Consider the following 18,222-nt stretch of genomic DNA (forward strand, 5'->3'; position numbering starts at 1 on the left):
GACGTGGACTTAGAAGTCCATGCCGCCCATGCCACCCATGCCGCCCATGCCACCGGCGCCACCCATGGCCGGCTCGTCCTTCTTCGGAGCTTCGGCAACCATGGCTTCGGTGGTGATCATCAGGCCAGCGATCGAGGCGGCGTTCTGCAGCGCCGAACGGGTCACCTTGGTCGGGTCCAGGATGCCGAACTGCAGCATGTCGCCGAACTCGCCGGTGGCGGCGTTGTAACCGAAGCTGCCGGTGCCTTCCTTGACCTTGTTGATGATGACCGACGGCTCGTCACCGGCGTTGGCCACGATCTCGCGCAGCGGGGCTTCCATCGCGCGCAGGGCGATCTGGATGCCGTGGTTCTGATCTTCGTTGGCGCCCTTCAGGCCGGCCAGCGCGGTGATCGCGCGGACCAGGGCAACGCCGCCGCCCGGAACCACGCCTTCTTCAACGGCCGCACGGGTCGCGTGCAGGGCGTCGTCGACGCGATCCTTCTTTTCCTTCATTTCGATTTCGGTCGAGGCGCCGACCTTGATCACGGCAACACCGCCGGCCAGCTTGGCCACGCGTTCCTGCAGCTTCTCGCGGTCGTAATCCGAGGAGGTGTCCTGGATCTGGGTCTTGATCTGCGCCACGCGTGCATCAACGTTGGCCTTGTCGCCGACGCCGTCGATGATGGTGGTGTTCTCCTTGGAGACCTGCACCTTCTTGGCGCGGCCCAGGTCCTTGATGGTGGCCTTCTCCAGCGACAGGCCGACTTCTTCGGAGATCACGGTGCCGCCGGTCAGCACGGCCATGTCTTCCAGCATCGCCTTGCGACGGTCGCCGAAGCCCGGGGCCTTGACGGCCACGACCTTGACGATGCCACGGATGGTGTTGACCACCAGGGTGGCCAGCGCTTCGCCTTCGACTTCCTCGGCCACGATCAGCAGCGGCTTGCCGGCCTTGGCGACGCCTTCCAGCACCGGCAGCAGGTCACGGACGTTGGAGATCTTCTTGTCGTGCAGCAGGATGAACGGGTCATCCAGGTCAGCGGTCTGCGACTGCTGGTTGTTGATGAAGTACGGCGACAGGTAGCCGCGGTCGAACTGCATGCCCTTGACCACGTCCAGCTCGTTGTCCAGGCCCGAGCCTTCTTCAACGGTGATGACGCCTTCCTTGCCGACTTCCTTCATCGCGTCAGCGATGATCTGGCCGATCGACTCGTCCGAGTTGGCCGAGATGGTACCGACCTGAGCGATCGCCTTGTCGTCGGCGGTCGGCTTGGAGATGTTCTTCAGCTCGGCGACGGCGGCCGAGACGGCCTTGTCGATACCGCGCTTGAGGTCCATCGGGTTCATGCCGGCGGCAACGGCCTTGGCGCCTTCGCGGATCAGGGCCTGAGCCAGCACGGTGGCGGTGGTGGTGCCGTCGCCGGCATCGTCGTTGGTGCGCGAAGCAACTTCCTTCACCATCTGCGCGCCCATGTTCTCGAACTTGTCAGCCAGTTCGATTTCCTTGGCGACGGAGACGCCGTCCTTGGTGATGGTCGGCGCGCCGAAGCTCTTTTCCAGCACGACGTTGCGGCCCTTCGGGCCCAGGGTGGCCTTGACGGCATTGGCGAGAACGTTGACGCCGCGCACCATGCGCGAACGGGCGTCTTCACCGAAACGAATATCCTTGGCAGCCATTGCATTTACCTCATTGGTAGCGCCGGACGATGCCCGGCGGCTGGGAGTTTGGGATCAGGTTGAAACAGGTCGCGCCGGGGCTCAGCCGATGACGGCGAGCACGTCGTCTTCGCGCAGGACCTTGTATTCGACGCCTTCGCTCTTGTACGAGCTGCCGGCGTACTGGCCGTAGATGACCTTGTCGCCGACCTTCAGCGACGGCGCGCGCACGTTGCCGTTGTCCAGCGGCTTGCCGGGGCCGACGGCCACGACCTCACCCTTGGTGGACTTTTCCTTGGCCGAGTCGGGGATGACGATGCCACCGGCGGAGATTTCGTCGGCTTCGATCGGCTTGACCACAACGCGGTCGTGCAGCGGCTTGATGCTCATAGGAGACCTCTTAAGTGATTGATTGGTCTAAAAAAGTCCGGCGATGTTAGCACTCACCCCAGGCGAGTGCCAGAACCGCACGTGAAGAAACCCGACAACGTCGGGAGCAGGGCAGAGATGGAGCCCCGCCGCCCCCTTTCAAGGGCGGAATGAAAAAATTTTTCCGCCCGCGCGCCTCGGCCAAGGCGTCGGGCTTGGACAATTTCGGTGACAAGCGTCGCACTGTCAGATATCTGACGTTCATTTACGACAAAGTGTCACTGGATCGGCCTTAGGCTCGGTCAGGCATTCCCAATCACAAGGAGTAGTCGATGCGATTGCTGTCCCCGCTTGCCGCCGCCTGCCTGCTGGCACTGGCCGCCGCGCCGGCCCAGGCCGAGGTTTTCATCAACGAACTGCACTACGACGACAGCACCGCCGCCGGTGACGTCGGCGAAGCCATCGAAGTGGTCGCCACCGCCGGCGAGGACCTGTCCGGCTACCGCCTCTACCTCTACAACGGCAGCAATCCTTCGGCGGCCGCGGTCTACGCCAACAACCCGGTCCCGGCCGGCACCGCCGCCGGCTGCGGCAGCGCGACCATCGCCGTGGTCAACTACCCGACCAACGGCATCCAGAACGGCCCCAACGACGGCATCGCCTTGGTCGATGCCAGCGGCAAGGTGGTCCAGTTCCTCAGCTACGAGGGCGCCATCACCGCCTCCGGTGGCCCTGCCGCCGGCATGACCAGCCAGAACATCCCGGTGGCCGAGACCAACAGCACGGCCGCGGGCACCTCGCTGCAGCTGACCGGCAGCGGCAGCCAGTACACCCACTTCACCTGGGCCGAGTCGGCCAGGCAGACCTTCGGCAGCTGCAACAACGGCCAGACCTTCAGTGGCGGCGGAACCCCGGGCCCGAACACACCGCCGTCGGTCTCCACCACCACCCCGGCGCAGGGCAGCAGCACCTTCCCGGCCGCCGCCGACCTGGAAGTGGTGTTCAGCGAGACGGTGAACCTGGCCAGTGGCGCCTTCGCCCTGAGCTGCGGCACCTCCGGCAGCGTGCCGTTGACCTTCCCGGCCAGCGGCCGCAGCGTGAAGCTGTCCACCAACACTGCGCTGGTGGCCGGTGAGGCCTGCCGCTTCGACATCCGCGCCGCGCGCATCACCGACCTGCAGGGCGCGCACCCGGCCGCCGACAGCCGCATCGCCTTCACCGTGGCCAGCACCGGCGGCAATCCGGACCCGGGCAACCCGGGCGTGCCGGCCGGCTATTACTCCAAGGTCAACACCAGCAGCCCCAGCCAGCTGCGCTGCTCGCTGCATGCCACCATCAAGGGCCACACCGCCTACCCTTACAGCGGCTCGGGCACCAGTACCTGGACCATTCTGGAAATCGCCGACGAGGATCCGAACAATTCCGGCAGGATCCTCGATGCATATCGCAACCACAGCTACGCCAAGGTGACCGATCGCGCCGGCAGTGGCAGTGGCCTGAAGTACAACCGCGAGCACACCTGGCCGAACTCGCTGGGCTTTGCCACCACCACCGGTGACAAGGGCCTGCCGTACGCGCCGTATACCGACACCCACATGCTGTACCTGACCGACGCGCAGTGGAACGCCGACCGTGGCAACAAGCCGTTCGGCAAGTGCGACGCCAACTGCGGCGAGCGCGCCACCGAGGCCAACAACGGCCAGGGCGGCGGCAGCGGCGGCTATCCGGGCAACTCCAACTGGGTGCGCACGCCGGACGGCAACACCGGCACCTTCGAGGTGTGGGGCAAGCGCAAGGGCGACATGGCGCGTGCGGTGATGTACATGGCGATCCGTTACGAGGGCGGCAAGGATGCGGCCACCGGCCAGTCCGAGCCGGACCTGGAGCTGACCGACGACCGCAGCAAAATCGTCAAGACCAGCAGTTCGCCGGCCTACATGGGCCTGCTGTCCACGCTGATCGACTGGCACCTGTCCGATCCGCCGGATGATGCCGAGCGTGCGCGCAATGACGTGATCTACAGCTTCCAGGGCAACCGCAACCCGTTCATCGACCACCCCGAGTGGGCAACCCCGGCCCTGTTCACCTCGGCCAAGCCGGCCACCTGCCAGCTGGCCAACTGACCGCGCAACGCAGCGGTCCACTGCCGCCGCCCGGCCCTGACCCGGCGGCGGCCCTATACTCGGCGGTCATGTCGACCGTCGATCCCGTCCTGCTGCTGTTGACCACCTGCCCGGACCGGGCCAGTGCCGAGCGCATCGCGCACGCGCTGGTCGGCGAGCGCCTGGCGGCATGCGTGACCCGCCTCGATGGCGCGCAGTCGACCTACCGCTGGCAGGGGGAGGTGACCACCGACGCCGAACTGCAGCTGCTGGTGAAAACCACCGCGAGCCGCGTCGATGACGCAATTGCCCGGATCGTCGCACTGCATCCGTATGAACTCCCGGAGTGCATCGCGGTCGAAACCCGGGCCGGCCTGCCGGCGTATCTGGACTGGATCCGGGCACAGACCCGGGAGGACACTGATTGAAGACTCTGTTTGCGCGCGGCGCCGCCTTGTGCGCCCTGTTGTGGCTCTCGCTGCCGGCCTTCGCGCTGGATGAGAAGGACCTGCTGCCGGTGGACCAGGCGTTCGCGCTGACCGCCAGTGCCCCCGAACGGGGCCAGGTGCAACTGCAGTTCAAGATCGCACCGGGCTATTACCTTTATCGCCACCGCACCAGCGTCAAGGCCGACCCGGCCTTCAATGCCGGCGCGCTGCAGATGCCCAAGGGCGACAAGCACCACGACGATTTCTTCGGCGAAGTCGAGACCTATCGCGAGCGCCTGCAGGCCACCCTGCCCGGCACGCCGTCCGAGGCTGCCGGCACCATCAGCCTGGAAGTGCGTTACCAGGGCTGCGCCGATGCCGGTGTCTGCTACCCGCCGCAGAAGCGCGTGGTGCAGGTCACCCTGCCGGGCGCCGGTGCGGCGGCGGCGGTGCCTGCCGCGCGTGCCGGTGCGGCCAACCCGTTCAACAACCCGCTGGCCGGTGCCGGCAACAGCGGTGGCCTGCGCCTGCCGGGCGCGGCCAACAACAGCCAGGCCCTGCCGCTGCCGTCGGAACAGGCGTTCGGCTTCGATGCCATCGCCAGTGACGGCAACACCCTGCTGCTGCGCTTCAGCCCAGCGCCCGGCTATTACCTGTATCGCGACCGCACCTCGCTGAAGCTGGAAGGCAGCGCCGGCGTGCTGGCCGGCAAGCCGCGCTGGCCGGCCGCGCAATCGCATCGCGACGAGCACTTCGGCGATGTCTCGGTCTACTTCAACCAGGTGGAAGTGCCGCTGCCGCTGCGCCGCACTGTCACTGATGCCGTCGACAGCACCTTGGTGGTGACCTTCCAGGGCTGCCAGACCGATGGCATCTGCTACCCGCCGATGACCCGCCGGGTGAAGCTGTCGATTCCCGCTGGCAAGCTGTCCGCCAGCATTGACCAGGCGCCAGCGCGCAACGAGGTGATCAGCCCGCTGCCCGCCGCCGGCGTGCCACGTGAATCCGCCAACGGCGCACCGTTGCGCCTGCTGCCGACCGTCCCCAACGACGGCATTGCCACTCCCGCCGCCAGCGGCAGTGAGGGTGCGCGCAATGAGTTCGCCGCCGACGCGCGCGATGGCAACGCACTGCGCACGCGCCCACCGGCGACAACCCCGAACCCGGACCGTTCGTTCGTGTGGGTGCTGCTGCTGGCGCTGGCCGGTGGCCTGGTGCTGAACCTGATGCCCTGCGTGCTGCCCATCCTGTCGCTGAAGGTGCTGAGCCTGGCGCAGAGTGGCGAAAGCCCTGAGCGGGCACGCAGCCATGCCCTCTGGTACACGCTGGGCGTGCTGGTCGCGTTCGCGGTGATCGGCGCGCTGATGGTGGGCCTGCGCGCGATCGGCAACGCCGTCGGCATCGGCTTCCAGCTGCAGCACCCGGGCGTGGTGGCGGCGCTGGCCTACATCATGTTCGCGGTGGGCCTGAGCCTGTCCGGCGTGTTTACCCTCGGCGGTGGCATCGGCAACCTCGGCCAGTCGCTGGCCAGCCGCAGCGGGCCGGCCGGCGATTTCTTCACCGGTGCGTTGGCCTGCCTGGTCGGCAGCGCCTGCGTCGGCCCGTTCATGGGCGGGGCGATCGCCTACGCGTTCATTGCCCCGCCGCTGAAGGCGATGACCGTATTCCTGTTCCTCGGCCTGGGCCTTGCGCTGCCGTTCCTGCTGATCGGCTTCGTGCCAGCGCTGGCACGCCGCCTGCCCAAGCCCGGCCCGTGGATGGAAACGCTCAAGCACGTGCTGGCCTTCCCGATGTATGCCACCGCGCTGTGGCTGCTGTGGGTGCTGGGCAAACAGCGCGGCGTGGACGGCATGGCACTGGTGCTGGGTGGCCTGCTGCTGTTCGCCTTCGGCCTGTGGCTGTTCGAGCGCAATCGCTGGACCGGCTCGCGTGCGGTGACCCTGCTCGGCGTGCTGCTGGCGATCGGCGCGCTGGTTCCTGCCTGGGGCGTGACCCAGCTGGCACCACCGGCGCGGGCCGCACAGGCCGCCAGCGAGAACGTGGTCGAGTATTCGCCGCAGTTGCTGGACCGCCTGCGTGCGGACAACCGCGTGGTGTTCGTCAACATGACTGCCGACTGGTGCGTGAGCTGCAAGGCCAATGAACGTGCCGTGCTGTCGCGGCCGGAGTTCAAGGAACTGCTCATGCGCACCAACGCGGTGTACATGCGCGGTGACTACACCAACGTCGACCCGCAGATCACCACGTTCCTTGAAGAGCACAAGGCCGTGGGCGTGCCGCTGTACGTGGTGTACGGCCCGGGGGCGCCGCCGACCGTGCTGCCGACCCTGTTGACCCAGGCGGTGGTCGAGGAAGCGCTGCTGCGCACCGCACGATGAAGTGGCAACGGCCAGCGCTGCTGTGGACAGCGGTGCTGGCCGCCGGCCTCGGCCTGTGGGCCGGGCATCGATTCTCACCCGGCCCGTCTGCACCGGCCGCGCCAACGACGGCTTCCACAGCGACGGCCGTGAAGCCTGCCCTGCAGGTGGGTGATCCCTTGCCGGCGCTGATCCTGCCGGACGTGGCGGAACAACCGCTGGACCTGCGCGCCCGCTTCGCCGGCCGGCCGCTGCTGATCAATGTCTGGGCCAGCTGGTGTGCGCCCTGCGTGGAAGAGATGCCCGAACTGGCCCGCTTCGCCGAAGCCCAGGGCGACAACGGTGTGCAGGTGCTGGGCATTGCGCTGGATGCCCCGGACGACGTGCGCGCTTTCCTGCTGCGGGTACCGGTGGACTACCCGATCGTGGTCGAGACGCCGGGGCCAGGCGATGCCAGCGTGCAACTGGGCAATACGCAGGGCCTGCTGCCCTACAGCGTGCTGTTCGATGCACAGGGGCGGCGGGTGAAGGCAAAGCTGGGGCCGTTCGCCCACGGCGAGATCGACGGCTGGGTGAAGTGAGGGTGTTTTTTGCAGGGCTTGGAGCCCTGCACCCTGCTCAATGCAACGGCAACAGCCAAAGCGGGCTTTCCGTGGGATGGCGGGGCGCTGTGGCTGTGCAGGACACGCCGTAAACCCGTCCGTGGGGGCTCGATGGCGCCATCCATGGCGCCAACGGTCCTGCACAGCCACACCGCCCCACCTTCGACAGATTCCGGCGGCTGTTGGTAGGTGTCGACCTTGGTCGACATCTGTCAGATATCGATATTCAGAACGGAATCAGACCCCGTGCCGACCAACGGTCGGCACCCACCAAAGCAGAACGTCGTTCCGACAGATCGCAGGAACTGTCGAAGGCGGGGTGGGTCCGGTTGAGGGGGTGTCCGCGGCATGGATGCCGCGGCCAAGGCTACAGGGACGTACTTGCGCCGTCCCCCGCAACCGGACCCGCCCCGCTTCCTCACAGGAAACCCGCTGTTGCTTCGGCTGTTGCTTCTGAGGTTGCCGGCCAGCGGCCGGCACTACCGCGGGTGCCGGGCGCAGCCCGGCCGGCAACCCCTGCTTGACCGCAGGCAGGGCGCCACGGAGAATTCCGCGACTAATTCTCATTTGCTGTTGCGCAGGATGCGGGCGGCAGCCTCCCGGGCCCCTCTCCTTCGATGTTCAAGAACGTCCTGTTCCAACTGCATTGGCTGCTGGGCATTACCGCCGGTGCCGTCCTGGCCCTGATGGGCCTCAGCGGCGCCATGCTGTCCTTCGAGGACGAGCTGCTGCGCGCGGCCAATCCTGGCTTCGCTGAGATCGCCGAGCACCATGCGGACGGCCAGCATCCCCTTGCACTCAGCGAACTGGTGCCGTTGCTGCAGGCTGGCAGCGAGCGTCCCCTGCAACGCCTGCGCGTGGATGCCACCGGACAGCGGCCGTCGGTCGCGCGCTTTGCCGGCGGCAAGGAACACTGGGTGTACTTCGATCCGTACAGCGGCGAGCGCTTCAGCGCCCTGCGCGGGCAGGCATTCTTCGACGTCGTCGAGGACCTGCATCGCCACCTCGCTGCCGGTGAGCGCGGCAAGTGGATCACCGGCAGCTGTGCAATCGCGCTGCTGTTCTTCACCCTGTCCGGTCTCTACCTGCGCTGGCCACGACGCTGGTGGCACTGGCGCAGCTGGCTGGCGGTGGAGTGGACGCGCAGCGGCCGAGGCTTCCTGTGGAGCCTGCACTCGGTGGTCGGCACCTGGGTGCTGCTGATCTACCTGATGAGTGCGCTGACCGGCCTGTGGTGGTCGTTCGACTGGTACCGCAACGCGGCCAACACGCTGCTCGGTGTGGCGCCGGCGGCAAAGCACACGGTTGCCGCCGACGCGGCACTGGACGTCCATCGCATCGAGGCCACGCTGTACGCGCTACCCGGCGTGCGCACCGGCTTCATCGACCTGCGCCTGCCGGAGAAGCCGGGGCAGGCGCTGAACGTGCGGGTGATGGCCGGTGATCCGTCGCAGCGCGGCGGCCACCACGACCGTGCGCATGACCTGCTGCAGCTCGATCCGGCCAGCGGCGCGGTTCTCGATGCCCGCCCGTACGCACGCCAGGGCGCGGGCGGACAGCTGGCCACCAGCGTGTTCGCGCTGCATTCGGGCAGCTACTTCGGTGTGCCCGGGCGCGTGGTGGTGATGCTCAGCAGCCTGGGCATGAGCCTGTTCTTCATCACCGGCTGGATGCTGTACCTGGACCGCCGCCGCAGCCAGCGTGCAGCGCGAGGGCTGCGCCGCGCGCTGCCGGCCACGACCACCGATGGCCGTGGTCCGCCGTGGCTGGTGGTGCATGCCAGCCAGAGCGGACTGGGCGAACAACTGGCGTGGCGTGCGGCCGCGCAGCTGCAGGCGTCCGGTCATGCGGTGCAGGTGCAGTCGCTGGCCCGCGTCGATGCCGCGACGCTGCAGACCACCTCCCAGGCGCTGCTCGTGCTGAGCACGTTCGGCGACGGCGAGCCACCGGATGCCACGCGCCGCGCGGCGCGGCTGCTGCTCGCACAACGCCTGGACCTGTCGCGCCTGCAGTTCGGCCTGCTCGCGCTGGGCGACCGCCAGTACCCGCATTACTGCGGCTTCGGCCGCCAGTTCGATGGCTGGCTGATCGGCAACGGCGCGCGCCCGCTGTTCGAGCGCATCGATGTCGATGCCGCTTCGGTGCCGGCATTGCGCCAATGGCAGCAGCAGCTGGGTACGCTCACCGGCATCGTCACCGATGACAGCGTGCTGCCTGCGGCTACGCAGATGCATGAGTGGCGCCTGCTCGGCCGCGACCACCTCAACCCGGGCAGCGTCGGCGGAGCCATCTGGCGTATCCGTCTTGCCGCACCGGCCGACGTGCAGTGGCAGGCGGGTGACATCCTGCACATCGCACCCCGCCACAACGCGCGGCATGCCGGTGCCGTGCTGAAGGGCCACGGTCTGGATCCGCTGCAGCCCCTGCTGGTCGATGGCCATCCGCGCACGCTGCTGGCGCTGGCCAGTGAACGCGAGCTGCCCGAGGCCGATGCCGCGCTGGCGGTGCAGGATGCCTGCCTGTGGCTTGCCGGGCTGCCGCTGCTGCCCAGCCGCGAGTATTCGATCGCCTCCTGCACGGATGATGGCGTGGTGGAGCTGGTGGTGCGGCTGGTGCATGACGCCTCCGGTCGCGCCGGGTTGGGCTCGGGCTGGCTGTCGTTGCATGCACCGATCGGTGCCGGCATCGTCGCCCGCGTGCATCGCAACCCCGGATTCCATCGCGTCAGCGGCGCGCCGATGGTGCTGATCGGCAACGGCACCGGCATCGCCGGGCTGCGCAGCCTGTTGCGCGAAGCTGCCCACGCAGGCGAGCACGGGCACTGGCTGCTGTTCGGTGAACGCCAGCGCGCACACGACTTCCTGTTCGCCGACCAGATCGAAGCCTGGCAGGCCAATGGCCATCTCACGCGGGTGGACCTGGCGTTCTCGCGCGATGGCGAGGGTGGTTACGTGCAGGATCGCCTGCGTGCGGCCGTCGATGCGCTGCGCGACTGGATGCAGCGTGGTGCGGTGATCCATGTCTGTGGGTCGTTGCAGGGCATGGCCGAAGGTGTGGACCAGGTGCTGCGAACCGCGCTGGGTGATGAAGCGGTGGAAACGCTGCTGGAAAACGGGCGCTACCGCCGCGACGTGTATTGATTCCTGCCGCCGAACGCTGGTGTGAGCCGAGCATGGGCTCGGCTCTACAGTGTTCGTGCAGCCGATGTAGCGCCGAGCCCACGCTCGGCTGACTAGGCCGCCGCGCGCGCCTGCGGCATCGACTGCAAGCGGAACGCGCCCACGGCTTCTGCCAAGGCACGCACCTGCGCCTGCATCTGCGCAGTCGAGGCCCCCGCCTCTTCCACCAGGCTGGCGTTGCGCTGGGTGCTGGCTTCCATCTGCACGATGGTCTGGTTCACCTGAGCGATGCCCGCATGCTGGTCCTGCGACGCACTGCGGATACCTGCCAGCAGCTCGGCCAGCTGCTGCACGCTGCCGACGATCTCGCCCATCGTGGTGCCGGCCTGCGCGGCCTGCTGGTTGCCCTGGCCGACACGCGCCACCGAATCCTCGATCAGCCCCTTGATCTGCTTGGCCGCCTCGGCACTGCGCTGCGCCAGCAGGCGCACTTCGGCGGCCACCACGGCGAAGCTGCGGCCCTGCTCGCCGGCACGCGCCGCTTCCACCGCCGCATTGAGGGCAAGGATGTTGGTCTGGAAGGCGATGCCGTCGATCAACTGGGTGATGTCGCCGATCCGTCGCGAGGCTTCGCTGATGCCATGCATGGTCGCGACCACCTGGCCGACCGCCTCGCCACCCCGCTGGGCCACCGCCGCCGCGCCCTGCACCAGTGCATCGGCGCGGCCTGCGGCATCGGCGTTGCGGCCGACGGTATCGGTCAGCTCCTGCATCGACGCCGCGGTCTCTTCCAGGTTGGCGGCCTGCTGCTCGGTGCGCCGCGACAGATCGTGATGGCCGGCGACGATCTCGCCAACGCCGGTATCCAGGCTGGAGGTGGCCTGCTGGATGCGGGTGACGATGCGGCCCAGCTGCGCGACGGTGGCATTGGCATCGTCGCGCATGCGCGCGAACACGCCCTGCAGGTCCCCCTCCATGCGCACGCTGAGGTCGCCGCGGGCCAGCGCAGCCAGCAGTGCCTGCAGGTCACCAAGGTTGGTTTCAAAGGTGGCCAGCAGGCGGTTGATGCTGGTCGACAAGGTGCGCACGAAGCCCTGCTTGCCCTCCAGCACGATACGGCCATGCAGGTCGCCGCGTGCTGCAGCATCGACCAGGGCAGCGACCTCGGTTTCCAGCAGCGTCTCCAGCGCACGACTGCGCCATTCCACCGCTACGCCGAGGAACTGCCCTTCGTCGATGATGGGGTTGGCAATCAGCTGGTAGCGCACGCCGGCATGGCCGATCTCGCGCTCCTCGCGCTGGCGCGCGCCGGCCAGGCTGGCCAGCGCCGGATGCAGGCGCACGGCATCGCTGCCCACCAGATCTTCGGCCTCGCGCTCGAGTTGCTGCAGCAGTGCCGGATTGACGTAGGCCACCTGGCCCTCGGCATCGATCACCATCAGCCCGGTCTGCGCACTGTCCAATGCCTGCCGCACACGGGTGTTGCCGCGCGCCACGGCACGCTCGGTCTCGATGCGCGCGCGCAGGCGCTGCTGCATGTCGACCAGGCGCTGCGCCAGCTGGCCGATTTCATCGTTGGCGTTGTAGACGCGCAGGGTGGTGTCGAGTCGGTCGTCGGCGATGTCGCTGGCGAAGCGCAGGGTGTCCTGGATCGGCTGGCGCACCGCACGCCGCACCAGCACCAGGCTGGTGATCAACACACCGGCGACCAGCAGCAGGGTCACCGCGAACAGCACGCTCATGGTGCGTGCGCCGGCCTGCTGGCGCGCCTGTGCCTTGGCCAGCGCCGCCACCTGGGCCTGCTGGAAGGCGGCCAGCGCCGGCGCCACGCCGGCGGCGGTATCCAGCAGCGATTGCGCCTCTACATCCAGGCCCACGCGGGCGGCGGTATAGCCCAGCAATGCGGCCTGATAGGCCTCCATGCCGTTACGAAGGGCATCCTGCGCATCGGTCGGCAGGCCCACCAGTGCGAGATCGAACGGCAGCTTTTCTTCGCTCGCACGGTCGGCATGGGTGGAGTCGCCATCGAGCAGCAGCAGTGCCTCCTGGCGGCGCATCTTCTGCAGGGACAACGCCAACGAAGGCCGCTGCAACGCATCCACCTGCGCCTGCAGGGCGTCGGCGGCCTGCTGCAATTGCGCGGCGAGGCCGGCATCGCCACGACCCATCTCATCGACGCGTTCGAACAGGGCGGCCACACCCTGCGAGAACGCGCCGGCGGCTTCGGTCAGTGCCTGCAGCGCCTCGCGCCGGCCGGGATCCATCGGCATCGCGCGCAGCGCCTGAAGATCGGCCTGGAGCGCCTTCTGCGTCGCCAGCAGCTGCGCGCGGTCGGCATCGTCGAAACTACGTGCATACTGGGTCTGCAGACGACGCGCCTCGGCCACCTGCGTGGCCACGCTCGCGGCCAGATCGCTGCCGTGCTGGTAGCTGGCCTGGCTGCGCGCCGCCTGCGTGCTGGCATGGCCGGTCCAGGCGTAGACGGCGGCGATCGCGATCAGGCCCAGCCCACAGACCCACAGGGTCGCCTTGAGCTTGCTGGCCACACTGAGCCGATGCGGCTGCAGCCACAGCAGCAGGCCGGGGGACGCCGAGCGCAGTGCGGCAAGCCGCATGCGCAGGGACCGGAGGTGGGGGACGACGGCCGACATGACAGGCTCCAGGCGGAAGGACGCACCTGTATCGGCGGAAAATGGCGCAACTTTAGGGCGCTCCTGGTTCACTCCCACCGATTGCTGGCGGACGCGGCCTTTGTACCCGGCACAGGCGACGGGGGGATGACACCCGCGCAATGCTTGACCTCAACCCCGGTCGGGAGAGCACAGTAGATCTCCCTCCCCCGCCCGGCGCGCGCATGACGACGCTCGATGTCCCCCGCTACCTGCAACGCCTGCAGCTGGATGCACTGCCACCGCTGACGCTGGCGGGCCTGACCCTGCTGCAGCAGCGCCACAACGCACTGCTGCCGTTCGAAACCCTCAGCTGCCTGCTGCGCGATGCAGTACCGATCGACCTGGACAGCGTGCAGCGCAAGCTGCTCGACGACCGTCGTGGCGGCTACTGCTTCGAACTCAACGGCGGCCTGCTGGCACTGCTGCAGGCGCTGGGCTTCGATGCACAGCCGTTGAGCGCGCGCGTGCTGCTGGCCGCCCAGGACGGCGAACTGACCGCACGCACCCACCTGCTGCTGCGCGTGCAGGTGGACGGCGATGACTGGCTGGTGGATGCCGGTTTCGGCAGCCTGACCCCGACCGTGCCGCTGCGGCTGCATGATCCGCAGCCGCAGGCCACGCCCCACGAGCGCTTCCTGTTGCAGCGCCTGCCCGGCGAGGGGGATTTCGTGCTGTCCGCCGAGTCCGGCGATGGCTGGCGGGCGATGTATCGCTTCGACCTGCACGCGCCGGCACCGATCGACAACGTCGTGGGCAACTGGTACGTGTGCACCCATCCCGATTCCAGTTTCCCCGGCCAGCTGCGCGCATCCCTGACCGGGCCGGACTGGCGACGCACCATCGGCAGTGGCAACTACACCGAGTACCGTCCCGGCCAGGCACCGGACAAGCGTCCGCTGCGCGATGTGGGCGACGTGCGCGAGGTGTTGCAGCAGCGCTTCGGCATGCAGCTGCCGGACGACCCACGGCTGGACCCGGCGATCAACGACTGGCTGCAGCGCTCGCGCGCGGCCACGGTGTAGAGCCGGGCCGATGCTCGGATGAGCGTTGGCGGCTGGGTCAACAGCAGCCGAGCATGGGCTCGGCCCTACAGAATCACGCGCGCCTGCAGCGCAATGCGATTGCCTTCGCTGTCGGCGATCTCGGCCACGCGCCAGTCACCGGCATCGGCCGGGCCGAAGCGCAGCTCGGCCCCGGCCTGCAGTGCACGCTCGAGGCTGGCATCCAGGTCATCAACCCCGATGTAGATGCGCGCACCGTGGACGGAGGGCAGATAGTCGGCCCCCCGCACCAGCGCCATGCTGGCACCGGTGGCCTCATCGGCAAACGGCAGGTAAGCCATCCTGCAGTCGTGCAGCAGGATCGGTTCGTCCACCGCCACCTGCAGCCAGTGCTGGTAGAACGTGATGGCCCGGCCCAGGTCAGTGACCGGTATCTCGACGTGCAGGATGGGGTTCATGTCCGCAGGATAACCGGATGCTGACACTGCCTTGCAGGTCCGTACTGGCATGCTGGACCGCCCTTTCCCCGCGGAGTCCTGCATGTCCCTGGCCGATCATCGTGGTGCGCTGGCACCGCTGGGCTTCCTGCGCGTGGCCATCAACCTGGGCAATCCAGTACTGGCGCAGGGGGACGCGCGCTCACCGCGCGGGCCGTCACTGGAACTGGCCACGGCATTGGCGCAGCGCATGGGCGTGCAGGCACGCTTCACCTGCCACGACGCCGCGGCCGCGGTGGTCGCTGCAGCCAGCAAGGATGCCTGGGACCTGGCCTTCCTGGCCATCGATCCGGCGCGCGCCGACCGCATCGCCTTCAGCGCCCCCTATGTGGAGATCGAAGGCACCTACCTGGTGCGCGAGGACAGCCCTGCGCAGCAGGTGGCCGACCTGGACCGCGATGGCCTGCGCATCGCGGTCGGTCGTGGCGCCGCCTACGACCTGTTCCTCAGCCGCGAACTGCGCCACGCCATGATCGAGCGGGCCGAGACGTCGGCCGCTGCCATCACCCTGTTCGATCTGCAGCGCCTGGATGCCGCCGCCGGCGTGCGCCAGCCGCTGGCCGCCTGGGCGCAGGCGCATCCCGGCCACCGCGTGCTGGCCGACCGTTTCACCGTGATCCAGCAGGCGGTCGCGGCGCCGGCCTCGCGCCCGGCCGATGCATTGCAGGCGCTGTTCGAGGAAGTGGAGGCGATCAAGGCAGGCTCGTTGCTGGGCGAAGCCTTCGCCCGTGCCGGGCAGGCGGTTACGTTGGTACGGTGACCGCGGGACACACGCAGTCGAGCATGGCTCGACGCTATAAATGCGCGTCTGCCATGTGCCGGACGTGCTCGGCCGCCTGAGCGTGCAGCCAGTCGCGGAAGGCCAGGAAGCCGCGATGGCGGGCCGAGCGCTGCGGGTAGACCAGCCAATGCGGCCAGGCGGTTTTCAGTCGCAGGCTGGACAGCGCCACCAGTTGGCCCGAATCCAGCAGCAGGCGCGCCCGCGTCACCCGTCCCAGCGCTACGCCCACCCCGTCCAGCGCCGCACGGTGATGCGCCTCCGAATCATCCAGCACCGCCACGAAGCGCGGCGGCGGGTTCTGCCCACTCAGCGCGAACCAGGCGCCCCACGCGCCATCGGGATCCCCCAGCAGCGGCCACTGGTTCAGCGGCACGCGGTCGATCCCTCCCATGCGTTCGATCAGCGCCGGGCTGGCCATCGGCAGCAGCCACTCGTCGAACAGCGGCTCCACCACCAGGCCCGGCCACTGCCCGCTGCCCAGCCGCAGCGCGGCGTCGAACTGGCGCTGTCGCTCGAAGTCAATCAGGCGTTCACTCGACTGCAGGTTGATCTCGATCTGTGGATGCTCGGCAACGAAGTGCCCCAAGCGCGGCACCAGCCACGCCGACGCCATCGACGGTACCGCGCTGATCGTCAGCACGTGCTCGGCGCGTGCGGCATAGGGCTGGAAGGCCTCGTTGATCGCATCCAGATGCGGGCCGACCTGGTCGAGCAGGCGCTGCCCTTCCAGGGTGAGGGTGACGCCGCGTGGCTGGCGGACCAGCAGCGGCTGCCCCAGCCGCTCTTCCAGCTGGCGCATCTGATGGCTGAGCGCACTGACGGTCAGGTTCATCGACGCCGCTGCGCGTGACAGGTTGCCCAGCCGCGCGGCGGCCACGAAACCCTGCAGGGCGTGAAGGGGCGGACGGGACATCAGGCTTGAATTCCTCTCAAGGCATGCTTGCGGAAATGTCGCTTTTTCCGCGTCCATGCTGCCCGTATCGTGCAATCCACTCAAGTGGAGGGACGCTCATGAACATCTACGGCAGCCTGTTGTTCCTGCAGGGCCACGTGGCCAACGCCGAACTGGCCCGGCAGCTGGCCTGCCCGTCCACCGGCTCCCCCACGGGTGCGCCGCAACCGGCCGCGCCGGTTCAGAAACCGCGTGGCCGTTGAACACGGCTCAACCTGCATACCAACGCTGGACGTGTTCAGGCAGCCATGGCATTGGGTCGATATCCAGCACCCGGCAACCGTCGAGGGTGTCACGCAGCACGCGCTCGCCGGGGCCACCGGGCATGCGCAGGCCATCCTCTTCCGGAAGCTGCACCGCCGCCCAGTCGTGCAGCCGGTCCATGCGCAGGCGCTGGGCGGCCTGCAGCCAAGCCTTGAGCTGGAAACAGCGATAGCCCTGTGCGCCCAACGCATCAACCGCGAGCGACAACGCCTGGTTGGCACCACGCACCCATTCGGTGCGACCTCCGGCCTTGTCCTGAACCGTCATCGGCGCCGGCGCGCGGTGCGCCTTGAACGGCGAACGCAGCTGCAGCTCCAGATCACGCGCATCGCGCTCGCTCTCCGCTTCCACCAGCGTACCGGCATCAAGGTCGAAGAACTCGAACCAGCGCCGGTGCAATGCGCTGATGCGCCCGAGCGGATCGCGTGAAAAGCCGATCTTCGCGTAGTCCTCCCACGCACAGGGGAAGACGTAGGCGAAGACACGACCGTCGATGCGGATATGCGGCTGCATGTGCGCAGGCTGCCTCCACTGCAGCCCGGGCGCAACCGGGCGTTGCCGTGGGCGCCGCAGGGCTTTGGCAGTACGGCTTCATGCAGCCGCTGCGGACTATCCTTGCTGGCTGTCGCTGTCATCACCGCCACCATGCCTGCTCCTGCGCCTGCCCACCTGCCGGTCTCGTCCATCACCCTGGACGCGGCAACCTTCGCGGTGGTCCACCAGCACAACGCGGACATCGCGCGGCAACCGGCCTCGCTGACCAAGCTGATGACCGCCTACGCCGCTTACGGATGCGTCGAAGAGAACGGTGGCACGTGGGACCAGGCGGTCACCATCGCCGCCGAGGATGTGCATGCCGTAGCCGATGATGAAACACGCATGGGCCTGGTGCCCGGCGAAACGGTCACGCTGGCGCGCCTGCTGGAAGGGTTGATGATCGTCTCCGGCAATGATGCGGCGCTGGCCATCGCACGCCATCTGGACGGATCACAGCCTGCGTTCCTGGGCCGCATGAACTGGCACGCGCGCCAGCTTGGCCTGCGCAGCACGCGGTTCGCCAGCGTGTCCGGCATCACCACCCCGCACCATGCCTCCAGCGCGCGCGACATGGCGGTACTCGCCGCCTGCCTGCTGAATGACCATCCGCAGATCCTGGCAATCACCGCGCAGCGCACGTTCGCGCATGGCCGCTTCAGCCGCAGCAACCAGAACGCCCTGCTTGGCGAAGACGGCGTGGATGGATTGAAGACCGGCTACACCCAGGCCGCAGGCTTCTGCCTGGCCGCCACTGCCTGCCGGGCTGTGCCCGGGCGGAACCTGCCGGTACGCCTGATCACCGTGGTGCTGGGCGCTGAAAGCCGCGACGCACGCGATGCCCTTGTGCGCGAGCGGCTGGCCGCCGGGTTTGCGGCGCTGGACGACACCACCGCCGACGCCTGA

At 68.2% G+C, this 18,222-nt stretch carries 15 protein-coding genes; 9 read left to right on the forward strand and 6 right to left on the reverse strand.

All coding sequences use genetic code 11. The features are described 5' to 3' along the window. Positions 1-9: 9 nt before the first annotated feature. On the reverse strand, positions 10-1,659 hold the full coding sequence (gene groL, locus AC5P7F_RS06205; RefSeq protein ID WP_005411226.1) for a chaperonin GroEL: 1,650 nt from the start codon (positions 1,657-1,659) through the stop codon (positions 10-12). Between the two features lie 81 nt (positions 1,660-1,740). Continuing rightward, on the reverse strand, positions 1,741-2,028 hold the full coding sequence (locus AC5P7F_RS06210; RefSeq protein WP_005411227.1) for a co-chaperone GroES: 288 nt from the start codon (positions 2,026-2,028) through the stop codon (positions 1,741-1,743). A gap of 311 nt (positions 2,029-2,339) precedes the next feature. On the opposite strand from AC5P7F_RS06210, the gene AC5P7F_RS06215 reads away from it, so the two are divergent. The 5 genes from AC5P7F_RS06215 (at position 2,340) to AC5P7F_RS06235 (ending at position 10,636) form a co-directional block, all read left to right on the forward strand. After that, positions 2,340-4,130: an endonuclease gene (locus tag AC5P7F_RS06215; RefSeq protein ID WP_014648594.1), complete on the forward strand. Its 1,791-nt coding sequence runs from the start codon at positions 2,340-2,342 to the stop codon at positions 4,128-4,130. 68 nt (positions 4,131-4,198) lie between these two features. Then, positions 4,199-4,537 (forward strand): divalent-cation tolerance protein CutA, encoded by a 339-nt coding sequence (cutA, locus tag AC5P7F_RS06220; protein WP_014648595.1) that lies wholly within the window; start codon positions 4,199-4,201, stop codon positions 4,535-4,537. Next, positions 4,534-6,915, forward strand: coding sequence for a protein-disulfide reductase DsbD domain-containing protein (locus AC5P7F_RS06225; RefSeq protein ID WP_164077596.1), 2,382 nt, complete (start codon positions 4,534-4,536; stop codon positions 6,913-6,915). The genes cutA and AC5P7F_RS06225 overlap by 4 nt, the downstream gene beginning before the upstream one ends. Beyond that, positions 6,912-7,475, forward strand: a complete 564-nt coding sequence (locus tag AC5P7F_RS06230) for a redoxin family protein (protein WP_164077595.1) — start codon at positions 6,912-6,914, stop codon at positions 7,473-7,475. Before AC5P7F_RS06225 ends, AC5P7F_RS06230 begins: the two co-directional genes overlap by 4 nt. A gap of 638 nt (positions 7,476-8,113) precedes the next feature. Beyond that, a complete protein-coding gene (locus AC5P7F_RS06235) occupies positions 8,114-10,636 on the forward strand; it encodes a PepSY domain-containing protein (RefSeq protein ID WP_164077593.1) in 2,523 nt (840 codons plus the stop codon). Between the two features lie 92 nt (positions 10,637-10,728). On the opposite strand, the gene AC5P7F_RS06240 is transcribed toward AC5P7F_RS06235, so the two are convergent. Then, entirely contained in the window at positions 10,729-13,266 is a 2,538-nt protein-coding gene (locus tag AC5P7F_RS06240) for a methyl-accepting chemotaxis protein (protein ID WP_164077592.1), read from the reverse strand. A 203-nt stretch (positions 13,267-13,469) separates the two neighbouring features. Between AC5P7F_RS06240 and AC5P7F_RS06245 the strand changes: the two genes are divergently transcribed. Continuing rightward, complete coding sequence (locus tag AC5P7F_RS06245) at positions 13,470-14,309, forward strand: arylamine N-acetyltransferase (protein ID WP_164077591.1); 840 nt, start codon at positions 13,470-13,472, stop codon at positions 14,307-14,309. Between the two features lie 65 nt (positions 14,310-14,374). On the opposite strand, the gene AC5P7F_RS06250 is transcribed toward AC5P7F_RS06245, so the two are convergent. Next, positions 14,375-14,746 carry a VOC family protein gene (locus AC5P7F_RS06250; protein ID WP_032959087.1) on the reverse strand — a complete coding sequence of 124 codons (372 nt, stop codon included), beginning with the start codon at positions 14,744-14,746 and terminating at the stop codon, positions 14,375-14,377. 82 nt (positions 14,747-14,828) lie between these two features. Here AC5P7F_RS06250 and AC5P7F_RS06255 point away from each other — a divergent pair, with 82 nt between their 5' ends. Continuing rightward, positions 14,829-15,545: a transporter substrate-binding domain-containing protein gene (locus AC5P7F_RS06255; RefSeq protein WP_014648602.1), complete on the forward strand. Its 717-nt coding sequence runs from the start codon at positions 14,829-14,831 to the stop codon at positions 15,543-15,545. 34 nt (positions 15,546-15,579) lie between these two features. On the opposite strand, the gene AC5P7F_RS06260 is transcribed toward AC5P7F_RS06255, so the two are convergent. After that, entirely contained in the window at positions 15,580-16,479 is a 900-nt protein-coding gene (locus AC5P7F_RS06260) for a LysR substrate-binding domain-containing protein (RefSeq protein ID WP_014648603.1), read from the reverse strand. 98 nt (positions 16,480-16,577) lie between these two features. Between AC5P7F_RS06260 and AC5P7F_RS06265 the strand changes: the two genes are divergently transcribed. After that, positions 16,578-16,721 carry a hypothetical protein gene (locus AC5P7F_RS06265; protein ID WP_162838509.1) on the forward strand — a complete coding sequence of 48 codons (144 nt, stop codon included), beginning with the start codon at positions 16,578-16,580 and terminating at the stop codon, positions 16,719-16,721. Between the two features lie 7 nt (positions 16,722-16,728). Here AC5P7F_RS06265 and AC5P7F_RS06270 read toward each other — a convergent pair whose 3' ends face one another. Next, a complete protein-coding gene (locus tag AC5P7F_RS06270) occupies positions 16,729-17,295 on the reverse strand; it encodes a GIY-YIG nuclease family protein (RefSeq protein WP_164077590.1) in 567 nt (188 codons plus the stop codon). A gap of 132 nt (positions 17,296-17,427) precedes the next feature. Between AC5P7F_RS06270 and AC5P7F_RS06275 the strand changes: the two genes are divergently transcribed. Beyond that, a complete protein-coding gene (locus tag AC5P7F_RS06275; RefSeq protein ID WP_164077594.1) occupies positions 17,428-18,222 on the forward strand; it encodes a serine hydrolase in 795 nt (264 codons plus the stop codon).

The organism is Stenotrophomonas sp. YJH_SMC_105-26, from assembly GCF_059368915.1.